Raw genomic sequence first — 12,832 nt, 5'->3', positions numbered from 1 at the left:
GTAGCGCTTCCCACTTGCAACCTGCTGCTACCTGTGTTGCTACCTACTGGTCACACCTACGAAAAAAGTAACTCCCTCAGCTATAAACCTAGGGAGTTTTTATTAGGAGTATCGTTGATGGACTGGCGAGATCGCCACACCCGCGACACCCAGCCAGGACACAGCTTTGCACCGACAAAGTGAAACGGATTTGACGCAGAAAACCGATTAGATCAACTTCCCCTGGTCAACCGAATCGCTCTGTTAATCTACTTTGCCATCGAACTACTCAGAATTGATCGTTCAGCTCTGAACCATTAATTTTGCTCAGTTAGTTCGGTTCACTAAGTCCGGTTCGCCTGTCTCTCTTCGCTGCACCTGAGAGATGACGACTGGAGAATTCACCCAAACAACTTTTACAAAAGGATGATCACTATGTCTCGTTCTAAAACGTCTCCGCATCCGCTTGACCAAGTCTGGTTAGTGGTAGTGCCTCAGCTAGATTTCACCGAACCTCAGTTTCACTTTGGTGAGCGAGTGCAATGGGCGGGTGAAAATGACCAACGGGTCTGGCAGCGACAAACGGGCTGCATCATCGGCATGACTTTCATTCGTTCCCACGGTTGGGAATACCACATCCAACCCGATTTAGATCCAGTCGCCTCCAACCCCTCTGCCCCTGCGACCCTAATCACCCTTCCAGTTCATGATCTGACTCGGCTCGAAGCAGCAACCTCCATCCAGTCCTATCTACAGCCTCCTTCTGCCTGGTTGCCAACCGCTCACGCCGCTCAAGTCCTGGGTCTCTCCGCCGAACAGTTGCGTAAACTGCGGCGAAAGGGGCTGTTCAAAGTCGGGACCCATTGTCGGGACATGACGATTCCCGGTTCTGGGCTACCTCGGTGGCAGTGGGAGGTTGAGCGATGTCAGCAGGCCCTCGCAGTGCCTCCAGCCAAACGGTGGATTCGGTGAAATAAATGATTAAATGTTGTACAATAAGTCAGACCAAAGCAGCTACCGAGCCACAAAAGGTGCCTTTGGTTCACAACTGCAACAAATAGCTTCTAGCTCTTGCTAGCAATTTCAGTGCAAGCAGTACGATGGGGCAGGATTAGCTTTGACTTCAGACTTTTCTTTTGATTTGAGGGAGAAGTGAGGTTCAGCTAAAACTCTACGTCTGTCAAATTTTTGGCATTTAGATTGTTAGGCAAGTTGCGATTAGCAGTCCTGCTGTAAGAGACAGTCTTTCAAATGTGCCGTCCTCGTACAGTAGAACAAGACACCCGCGAGATAGCGTAGTTCTCTCTTGAGGGAGTTTTCCTATGGTATTTAACCTGCTAAGCTCTCAGCAGGATTATGGTGTTAATTAGAGCGTTTCTTTGGTCTCATAGAGTTTAATTCTTGCTTGCAGGTCTTCAGCTTGAGTCAAAATAGTAAGTAGCTTGCTAGCTTTTCAAGACTCACAACATTCCTGGTTTTCTAGACTCCCAGTGGATAAATTTGAGCACCTTTCCCTGCATGATCTTTATAAGAATATTAGTGAAGAACTAGTGAAGCGTGAATACTAGAAAACCGAATGCTCTACAGACAAAGGTTTTCAGAGTATTAAAATCTAATGGAGGTAGCGTAACCGTTATGTCACCTAACCTGATCCTGCTAATCCAATAGGGGTAGCGGTTACACGACTTGCTCGCTTTTGTATAGCAGCCGAGAAAAAATGGTCGCTAAGGACAAACTGTCCCGCTTACGTAGTTTGCTCTAGTTGCAGTAAGAAAGCTAAAACAACGTAAAATCAATCTTTTATATCAAGTCAGGATGAATACCCATAATTAAGATACAGCCTTTACATCTGGCAACCAGTAGTAAGAGGTGAGTCCACGAATCAATTCTTGCTGCTTGAGTAAGCTTTGACAGCGCTGGTAGATAATCTGTTCAACCTGTGCAATGGAGTCAAACGCTGTATTGACCAATGGCTCATCCACAAGCACCCACAAGCGCTCGGCGGGTTGTAATTCTGGTGAATAGGGTGGCAGGGGGAACAAATGAATGCCTTCTGGCACCTGCAAGGCTTTGCTCAGATGCCATCCTGCCTGATCAACCGAGAGAATCACTTGCTTGGTTATGCCCACCTTGAAATGCTCAGCAAAGTCCTGGAGCACTTGATTGAATAGGTCCGTGTTGACATAGGGTAACAGCCACCAGTAGGTTTCTCCGGTTTGAGGGTGGACAAAGGCATACAGCCATAACCATTCGCGTTTCCAGTTGACGGTAGCAATCGGTTGCTCATCTTGTTCCACCCACACCCGTCGCAACACCGGTTGCAAGCCCAGTCGATGTTCGTCTTCAAACCAGGTTTCAACGTCGTCGTCGGGATGGTCGGCTTGCACTTGCTCCACTTTCTGGTGCGTCGAGAGATGGATGATTCAGAAGCGCACAGAAGGTCACGTCGTTCCCCATAAGCAGGGTGGTTCGGTGAGTCCTGTGATGGAGCACAAAGACCAGTTAGTGGCGATCTTCGAGAACCAGCGCGATGCGACCTTAGCGGAATATTGTGAGCTACTCTTTGATGAGACTGGGCTATGGGTTAGCCAAAGTACTATGTGCCGAACCTTTCAGAGACTCAATTTACCGCGCAAAAAAAAACGCTCCGCTCCAGCCAAGCCACCAGCGAACGAGTCCAACTCCTGAGACAGGAGTACTGGGCACAGGTGACGAGTATAGAACTCAAAGATTTAGTGTTTCTCGATGAGATGGGTGTTCTACTGGGACTCATGCGAACCCATGCCCGTGCTGCACCTGGGGAACGAGCGTATGACTTCAAACCTTTTTATCGGGGCAAGAAGGTGAGTGTCATGGGCGCGATTACCGTCTCAAAGGTGCTGGCTGTGATGACGATAGATCAGTCGATGGACGCGGTTGTCTTTGAGGTGTACGTCTCAAAGTGTCTTGTGCCTCAACTGTGGAAAGGGGCTGTCGTGGTCATGGATAACCTGCCTGCTCACAAGGTAAAAGCCATTGCACCTTTAATTGAGGCGGTTGGAGCGAAGGTTCTGTATCTGTCTCCTTACTCTCCCGAATTTAATCCGATTGAGCATTGGTGGTCACAGTTAAAGGCTTTCCTAAGACAGTTCTCGCCGACAACCTCGAAAAGGGTAGATACCCTCATTGCCACAGCGATGGATTTGATAGATCCTCAACATTTGCACAACTGGTTTGCACACTGCTGTTACTGTCCCTCTTAACACTGCAATCCGCCGTAACTGCGATCGCAAATAAGCAAGTCTACTCAAACAAGCTCTCCAAAAAACTGCTGCCTGCCTGCTTCAGATCCCCATTTACCGCAAAAGTAAGGGTGCAGACGCGAATATTTTGCACCGTACGTTCAACGATTTTTGTAACGGTTCTGGATAGATCAAAATCGCTTCGGTACAGCCCTGTGTCATGACGTAGGCAATAATTTGCGCCACATCAGCCATGGAGGGGCAAGGTTTCGCTACCTTTACGCCATCTACAGCGGAATCAAAACCACTGAGCTGCGAGTTGACACGTCAGCGCTTGCGCGATCGCTCCGATCAAACCTTTTTACCTAAAGCAATTCCGTCAGGTGACTTTACAACCTTAGCGGTTTATTAGAACAGCCATACTCTTAAACTTCCAGTTTTCACTAGACATTCAAGTTCTTCAAGAACTCGAATGTCTAGCAGTTTTTAAGTAGGACGTGCATACATTCAAACAATTTACACCTAGAAATTCACGGGATTTTGGTCATCTTGTAGTTAGGAATTCTGGGTAGTTTCAGTAGTGGTGAATACTTCATTTCTGTGAAAGTATGCAGAGGAGTAGCTCTGAAACGTTAAAACCTATCCAAAAAATCTGGAATGTTTGATTGTCATAGGCTGGGTAAGGCTTTCATAAAGCGTATCTTCCATAAAATATCTCTTTCATAAGCGTCACCAGGATATGCGGATACCACTGAGAACTCACGGTTAAGGTATTCGATGATACACGATCGCTCTATCCTGTCTAAAAATCTCACTACGCTCACTTTCCTGCCCCGCCTAACTACCTCAATCCCTGGAGCGTCCATTCATGCCCGTTAACTTCACTGGCTCGTACACCCAAAACTTCGATACTCTGACAACCACAGGACTTAGTAGCACCCTTCCAACAGATTGGGTTATTTCAGAAACTGGAGGAGGAGCCAATAGTTTATACGCGGGTGATAATGGTGGTTCAAACAATGGAGATACCTACAGCTATGGGACTGCGGCGGGCAACACCGAACGAGCGTTGGGCTTGTTACGGTCTAATACTGTGTTTCCCTCATTTGGTGCCAGCTTTACCAATACTACTGGTAGCCCAATCACTGCACTTCAAGTCAGCTACACCGGGGAACAATGGCGTTTAGGTGCAACAGGTCGAACGGATCGCCTGGATTTTCAATACAGCTTGAATGCAACATCCTTGTCCACAGGCACCTGGACAAATGTTGATACGCTAGATTTCACTGCGCCTGTTACGACAGGGACTCTAGGTGCAAAAGATGGCAATATTAGCGCCAACCGGACGGCTATCACCACAACGCTTTCGGGTCTGAATATTCCAGCCGGAGCCACCTTCTGGTTTCGCTGGCAAGACTTCGATGCCGCTGGTCAATTGGAGGATGGGTTGGCGATCGACGATTTCTTCCTGACAAATTTACCACTCGTCAACCTCTCCGTCAGCAGCGCCGCAGGCACGGAAGTCGGCACTACCCTCATCACCGTCACCGCCACCGCCTCCAGTGCCGTTGTCGGCGCACAAACCCTCAACCTCGGTGTGTCTGGCACCGACATCACCGCAGGCGACTACAGCCTCAGTAGCCCCACCATCACCATTGCCGACGGACAAACTACAGGTTCTGTCACCTTCACGGTGGTCAATGATGTCCTGGTTGAAGGCACCGAAACCGCCACCTTCACCCTCAGTAGCCCCTCTTCCGGCATCACCCTCGGCGGTACCACGACTCAAGCCATCACCATCACCGACAATGATTTTCCTGCGGTTAACCTTTCAGTCAACAGCACTGCAGGCAGTGAAGCCGGCACCACCCTCATCACCGTCACCGCCACCGCCTCCAGTGCCGTTGTCGGCGCACAAACCCTCAACCTCGGTGTGTCTGGCACCGACATCACCGCTGGCGATTACAGCCTCAGCAGCAACACCATCACCATTGCCGACGGACAAACTACAGGTTCTGTTACCTTCACCGTGGTCAATGATGTCCTGGTTGAAGGCACCGAAACCGCCACCCTCACCCTCAGTAGCCCCTCTTCCGGCATCACCCTCGGCGGTACCACGACTCAAGCCATCACCATCGCCGACAACGACACCGCTGGAATCACCATCACCCAATTAGATGGCACCACCACAATCACCGAAGGTGGCGCAACCGACACCTACACCGTAATCCTCACCTCCCAACCCACCGCCGATGTTACTGTCACCCTGAACCCTGGCACCCAAACCAGCACCAACAGCAACACGCTCACCTTCACCGCTGCCAACTGGAATGTTGCTCAAACAGTTACCGTCAGCGCCGTCAATGACAACGTGGCTGAAGGCAATCACAGTAGCACCATCGCCCACACTGCCACCAGCACGGACCCTAACTACAACAACATCCCGATTGTCTCCGTTACCGCTGCAATTACCGACAACGACACCGCTGGAGTCACGATTACCCAATTAGATGGCACCACCACAATCACCGAAGGCGGTGCAACCGACACCTACACCGTAATCCTCGCCTCCCAACCCACCGCCGATGTTACTGTCACCCTGAACCCTGGCACCCAAACCAGCACCAACAGCAACACGCTCACCTTCACCGCTGCCAACTGGAATGTTGCTCAAACAGTTACCGTCAGCGCCGTCAATGACAACGTGGCTGAAGGCAATCACAGTGGCACGATTACCCACACCGCCACCAGCACTGATGCCAACTACAACGGGATTACGATTAATTCTGTTCCAGTCACCATCGCCGACAACGACACCGCTGGAATCACGATTACCCAAAGTGGCGGCACCACCACAATCACCGAGGGCGGCGCAACCGATACCTATACCGTTGTTCTCACCTCCCAACCCACCAGTGATGTCACCATCACTCTAGATCCCGGTGCTCAAACCACAACCAGCGCTCCTACCCTCACCTTCACCGCTGCCAATTGGAACGTTGGTCAAACGGTTAGCGTCACCGCCGTCGATGACAACATCGCCGAAGGCAATCACCCTGGCACCATCGCCCACACCGCCACCAGCACGGACCCTAACTACAACGGGATTACGATTGGTTCTGTTCCAGTCACCATCGCCGACAACGACATTGCTGGAGTCACCATCACTCAAAGTGGCGGCACCACGGAGATTACCGAAGGCGGCATCATCGACACCTACACCGTTGCCCTCACCTCCCAACCCACCGCCGATGTCACCATCACCCTAGATCCCGGTGCTCAAACCACAACCAGCGCTCCTACCCTCACCTTCACCGCTGCCAACTGGAACACCGCTCAAACCATCACCGTCACCGCCGTCGATGACAATGTTGCCGAAGGCAATCACCCTGACACCATCACCCATACCGCCACCAGCACCGATGCTAAATACAACGGGATTACGATTGATTCTGTCACCGCAGCGATTACCGATGACGACACCGCTGGAGTCACCATCACTCAGGTAGACGGCACTACGGTCACCGAAGGCGGTGCGATCGACACCTACACCGTCGTCCTGACCTCCCAGCCCACCGCCAATGTCACCATCAACCTAAATCCCGGCGCTCAAACCAGCACCAATACCAACACGCTCACCTTCACCGCTGCCAACTGGAACACCGCTCAAACTATCGCCGTCAGCGCTGTAGATGACAGTATCGTCGAAGGCGCTCATACTGGCACCATCACCCACACCGCCAGCAGCACTGATGCCAAATACAACGGGATTACGATTAATCCTGTTCTAGTCACAATCACCGACAACGACTTTCCTGCCGTCAACCTCTCCGTTAGCACCGCCGCAGGCAGTGAAGCCGGCACTACTGTTGTCACTGTCATTGCCACAGCCTCTAGTGCGGTTGTTGGTAACCAAACCGTCAGCCTCGGTGTTTCTGGCACAGGCATCACCACAGGCGACTACAGCTTCAGCAGCCCCACCATCACCATTCTTGCGGGACAAACCACCGGGACTGCCACCTTCACCGTCGTGGATGATGTCCTGGTCGAAGGCAACGAAATTGCCACCCTCACCCTCAGCAATCCCTCTAACGGCATTGTCCTCGGCAGCACCCCTAGCCGCACCATCACCCTGATCGACAACGATTTCCTACCCGTTGTCAACCTTGCGGCAGGCATCAACCCCGCTGAAGTCAGCACCCAGGGCACTTACACCGTCACCCTCAATGCCCCTGCCCCGACGGGCGGCTTAACCATTAACTACACCCTCGCGGGCAGCACCGCCACCAACCCCGCTGACTACACATTATCCGCAGGCACCAACATCGCTGCGGTCGCAGGTACGAGTTTCACCATTGCCGCCGGACAAACCAGCGCCACTCTCCTGGTTAATGCCGTCAACGATGGCATTGCCGACCCCAACGAAACGGTCAAACTCAACCTGGCAGCAGGGAGCGGCTACACCACGAGCTACAACTCCACCACCCCGTTTACTGCTGCCACCCCCGTCGCGGTCGGGTCAAATCCCTGGTCCGTGGCGATCGGCGACTTCAATGGCGATGGCAAGGCGGATTTTGCCGCCGCAAACAATGGCAATGGCAATGTCTCGATCCGCCTGGGTGATGGACTGGGCGGCTTCACGGCTACCCCCAACGTCGTGGTTGGGTCAAATCCCTATTCCGTGGCGATCGGCGACTTTAATGGCGATGGCAAGGCGGATTTTGCCGCCGCAAACAATGGCAGTGGAAATGTCTCGATCCGCCTGGGTGATGGACTGGGCGGCTTCACGGCTACCCCCAACGTCGCGGTTGGGTCAAATCCCTGGTCCGTGGCGATCGGCGACTTTAATGGCGATGGCAAGGCGGATTTTGCCGCCGCAAACAATGGCAATGGCAATGTCTCGATCCGCCTGGGTGATGGACTGGGCGGCTTCACGGCTACCCCCAACGTCGTGGTTGGGTCAAGTCCCGTTTCTGTGGCGATCGGCGACTTTAATGGCGATGGCAAGGCGGATTTTGCCGCCGCAAACTTTGGCAGTGGAAATGTCTCGATCCGCCTGGGTGATGGACTGGGCGGCTTCACGGCTACCCCCAACGTTGTGGTTGGGTCAAATCCCATTTCTGTGGCGATCGGCGACTTTAATGGCGATGGCAAGGCGGATTTTGCCGCCGCAAACTTTGGCAGTGGAAATGTCTCGATCCGCCTGGGTGATGGACTGGGCGGCTTCACGGGCACCACCAACGTCGTGGTTGGGGCATCTCCCCGTTCCGTGGCGATCGGCGACTTTAATGGCGATGGCAAAGCGGATTTTGCCGCCGCAAACTTTGGCAGTGGAAATGTCTCGATCCGCCTGGGTGATGGACTGGGCGGCTTCACGGCTACCCCCAACGTTGTGGTTGGGTCAAATCCCATTTCTGTGGCGATCGGCGACTTTAATGGCGATGGCAAGGCGGATTTTGCCGCCGCAAACAATGTCAATGGCAATGTCTCGGTGCTGCTGAACAATGCCCCCACTGCCACCCTCACCATTGCCGATGCGCCCACCGTCAACCTCTCCGTCAGCACCACCGCAGGCACAGAAGCAGACACCACCCTCATCACCGTCACCGCCACTGCTTCTAGTGCAGTCTCTGGCGACCAAACCGTCAGCCTTGGTGTTTCCAGCACAGGCATCACTGCTGGTGACTATACCCTCAGCAACTCCACTATCACTATTCCCACCGGGCAAACCACGGGTTCTGTTACCTTCACCGTCGTCAACGATGCCATAGCGGAAGGACTAGAAACCGCCACCCTAACTCTCAGCAATCCCTCCAGTGGCATCACCCTCGGCACCACCACTCAAGCGATTGCTATTACCGACAACGACAACGCCGGAGTCAGCATTATCCAAAGTGCGGGCAATACCGCAGTGACTGAAGGCGGCGCAACCGATACCGAGACCTACACCGTAGTCCTCACCTCCCAACCCACCAGTGATGTCACCATCACCCTAAATCCCGGTGCTCAAACCAGCACCAATACCAACACCCTCACCTTCACCGCCGCCAACTGGAACGTTGCTCAGACCGTCACCGTGACTGCCATCGATGACAATGTGGCTGAGGGCACTCACAGTGGCACCATCACCCACACTGCCACCAGCACCGACCCCAACTACAACATTACTGCTGGCTCCGTTCCAGTCACCATCACCGACAACGACACCGCTGGAGTCACGATTACCCAAAGTGGCGGCACCACCGCAATCACCGAAGGCGGTGCAACCGATACCTACACCGTAATCCTCACCTCCCAACCCACCGCCGATGTTACTGTCACCCTGAACCCTGGCACCCAAACCAGCACCAACAGCAACACGCTCACCTTCACCGCTGCCAACTGGAATGTTGCTCAAACAGTTACCGTCAGCGCCGTCAATGACAACGTGGCTGAAGGCAATCACAGTGGCACGATTACCCACACCGCCACCAGCACTGATGCCAACTACAACGGGATTACGATTAATTCTGTTCCAGTCACCATCGCCGACAACGACACCGCTGGAATCACGATTACCCAAAGTGGCGGCACCACCACAATCACCGAGGGCGGCGCAACCGATACCTATACCGTTGTTCTCACCTCCCAACCCACCAGTGATGTCACCATCACTCTAGATCCCGGTGCTCAAACCACAACCAGCGCTCCTACCCTCACCTTCACCGCTGCCAATTGGAATGTTGCTCAAACAGTTACCGTCAGCGCCGTCAATGACAACGTGGCTGAAGGGATTCACAGTGGCACCATCGCCCACACTGCCACCAGCACGGACCCTAACTACAACAACATCCCGATTGTCTCCGTTACCGCTGCAATTACCGACAACGACACCGCTGGAGTCACGATTACCCAAAGTGGCGGCACTACCGCGATTACCGAAGGTGGCGCAACCGACACCTACACCGTAATCCTCACCTCCCAACCCACCGCCGATGTTACTGTCACCCTGAACCCTGGCGCTCAAACCAGCACCAACAGCAACACGCTCACCTTCACCGCTGCCAACTGGAATGTTGCTCAAACAGTTACCGTCAGCGCCGTCAATGACAACGTGGCTGAAGGCAATCACAGTGGCACCATCGCCCACACTGCCACCAGCACGGACCCTAACTACAACAACATCCCGATTGTCTCCGTTACCGCTGCAATTACCGACAACGACACCGCTGGAGTCACGATTACCCAAAGTGGCGGCACTACCGCGATTACCGAAGGTGGCGCAACCGACACCTACACCGTAATCCTCACCTCCCAACCCACCGCCGATGTTACTGTCACCCTGAACCCTGGCACCCAAACCAGCACCAACAGCAACACGCTCACCTTCACCGCTGCCAACTGGAATGTTGCTCAAACAGTTACCGTCAGCGCCGTCGATGACAACGTGGCTGAAGGCAATCACAGTGGCACGATTACCCACACCGCCACCAGCACTGATGCCAACTACAACGGGATTACGATTAATTCTGTTCCAGTCACCATCGCCGACAACGACACCGCTGGAGTCACGATTACCCAAAGTGGCGGCACTACCGCGATTACCGAAGGTGGCGCAACCGACACCTACACCGTAATCCTCGCCTCCCAACCCACCGCCGATGTTACTGTCACCCTGAACCCTGGCACCCAAACCAGCACCAACAGCAACACGCTCACCTTCACCGCTGCCAACTGGAATGTTGCTCAAACAGTTACCGTCAGCGCCGTCAATGACAACATCGCCGAAGGCAATCACAGTGGCACGATTACCCACACCGCCACCAGCACTGATGCCAACTACAACGGGATTACGATTAATTCTGTTCCAGTCACCATCGCCGACAACGACACCGCTGGAATCACCATCACCCAATTAGATGGCACTACCGCGATTACCGAAGGTGGCGCAACCGACACCTACACCGTAATCCTCACCTCCCAACCCACCGCCGATGTTACTGTCACCCTGAACCCTGGCGCTCAAACCAGCACCAACAGCAACACGCTCACCTTCACCGCTGCCAACTGGAATGTTGCTCAAACAGTTACCGTCAGCGCCGTCAATGACAACGTGGCTGAAGGCACTCACAGTGGCACGATTACCCACACCGCCACCAGCACTGATGCCAACTACAACGGGATTACGATTAATTCTGTTCCAGTCACCATCGCCGACAACGACACCGCTGGAATCACGATTACCCAAAGTGGCGGCACCACCACAATCACCGAGGGCGGCGCAACCGATACCTATACCGTTGTTCTCACCTCCCAACCCACCAGTGATGTCACCATCACTCTAGATCCCGGTGCTCAAACCACAACCAGCGCTCCTACCCTCACCTTCACCGCTGCCAATTGGAATGTTGCTCAAACAGTTACCGTCAGCGCCGTCAATGACAACGTGGCTGAAGGGATTCACAGTGGCACCATCGCCCACACTGCCACCAGCACGGACCCTAACTACAACAACATCCCGATTGTCTCCGTTACCGCTGCAATTACCGACAACGACACCGCTGGAATCACGATTACCCAAAGTGGCGGCACTACCGCGATTACCGAAGGTGGCGCAACCGACACCTACACCGTAATCCTCACCTCCCAACCCACCGCCGATGTTACTGTCACCCTGAACCCTGGCACCCAAACCAGCACCAACAGCAACACGCTCACCTTCACCGCTGCCAACTGGAATGTTGCTCAAACAGTTACCGTCAGCGCCGTCGATGACAACATCGCCGAAGGCAATCACAGTGGCACGATTACTCACACTGCCACCAGCACTGATGCCAACTACAACGGGATTACGATTGGTTCTGTTCCAGTCACCATCGCCGACAACGACACCGCTGGAATCACGATTACCCAAAGTGGCGGCACCACCACAATCACCGAGGGCGGCGCAACCGATACCTATACCGTTGTTCTCACCTCCCAACCCACCAGTGATGTCACCATCACTCTAGATCCCGGTGCTCAAACCACAACCAGCGCTCCTACCCTCACCTTCACCGCTGCCAACTGGAATGTTGCTCAAACAGTTACCGTCAGCGCCGTCAATGACAACGTGGCTGAAGGGATTCACAGTGGCACCATCGCCCACACCGCCACCAGCACGGACCCTAACTACAACAACATCCCGATTGTCTCCGTTACCGCTGCAATTACCGACAACGACACCGCTGGAGTCACGATTACCCAAAGTGGCGGCACTACCGCGATTACCGAAGGTGGCGCAACCGACACCTACACCGTAATCCTCGCCTCCCAACCCACCGCCGATGTTACTGTCACCCTGAACCCTGGCACCCAAACCAGCACCAACAGCAACACGCTCACCTTCACCGCTGCCAACTGGAATGTTGCTCAAACAGTTACCGTCAGCGCCGTCAATGACAACGTGGCTGAAGGCAATCACAGTGGCACGATTACCCACACCGCCACCAGCACTGATGCCAACTACAACGGGATTACGATTAATTCTGTTCCAGTCACCATCGCCGACAACGACACCGCTGGAGTCACGATTACCCAATTAGATGGCACTACCGCGATTACCGAAGGTGGCGCAACCGACACCTACACCGTAATCCTCACCTCCCAACCCA

General features: G+C 53.7%; 6 protein-coding genes. 5 read left to right on the top strand and 1 reads right to left on the bottom strand.

Features of this window, described 5'->3' with window-relative positions:
• Positions 1–33 precede the first annotated feature (33 nt).
• Positions 34–183, top strand: coding sequence for a hypothetical protein (locus JOY44_RS28915; RefSeq protein WP_203032218.1), 150 nt, complete (start codon positions 34–36; stop codon positions 181–183).
• A 231-nt stretch (positions 184–414) separates the two neighbouring features.
• Positions 415–951: a hypothetical protein gene (locus JOY44_RS28910; RefSeq protein WP_171576881.1), complete on the top strand. Its 537-nt coding sequence runs from the start codon at positions 415–417 to the stop codon at positions 949–951.
• A gap of 857 nt (positions 952–1,808) precedes the next feature.
• On the opposite strand, the gene JOY44_RS28905 is transcribed toward JOY44_RS28910, so the two are convergent.
• Positions 1,809–2,375, bottom strand: a complete 567-nt coding sequence (locus tag JOY44_RS28905) for an IS630 family transposase (protein WP_171576880.1) — start codon at positions 2,373–2,375, stop codon at positions 1,809–1,811.
• Between the two features lie 22 nt (positions 2,376–2,397).
• On the opposite strand from JOY44_RS28905, the gene JOY44_RS28900 reads away from it, so the two are divergent.
• The 3 genes from JOY44_RS28900 to JOY44_RS28890 all read left to right on the top strand — a co-directional run.
• The gene (locus JOY44_RS28900) at positions 2,398–2,667 is read left to right on the top strand and encodes a hypothetical protein (RefSeq protein WP_171576879.1); all 270 of its coding nucleotides are present in this window, start codon (positions 2,398–2,400) and stop codon (positions 2,665–2,667) included.
• Entirely contained in the window at positions 2,580–3,221 is a 642-nt protein-coding gene (locus JOY44_RS28895) for an IS630 family transposase (protein ID WP_171571819.1), read from the top strand. The genes JOY44_RS28900 and JOY44_RS28895 overlap by 88 nt, the downstream gene beginning before the upstream one ends.
• A gap of 847 nt (positions 3,222–4,068) precedes the next feature.
• The coding region (locus tag JOY44_RS28890; protein WP_203032217.1) for an FG-GAP repeat domain-containing protein at positions 4,069–12,832 on the top strand (8,764 nt) is incomplete at its 3' end.

The organism is Leptolyngbya sp. Cla-17, from assembly GCF_016807185.1.
GTDB lineage: Bacteria > Cyanobacteriota > Cyanobacteriia > Leptolyngbyales > Leptolyngbyaceae > ULC077BIN1.
The sequence above is the reverse complement of the archived record's forward strand: the minus strand, read 5'-3'. Positions and strand labels throughout refer to the sequence as shown.

Bases quoted from the DNA above. Each gene is read 5' to 3' on its own strand.
- JOY44_RS28910 (WP_171576881.1), top strand. From the start codon at position 415: ATGTCTCGTTCTAAAACGTCTCCGCATCCGCTTGACCAAGTCTGGTTA.
- JOY44_RS28900 (WP_171576879.1), top strand. From the start codon at position 2,398: ATGATTCAGAAGCGCACAGAAGGTCACGTCGTTCCCCATAAGCAGGGT.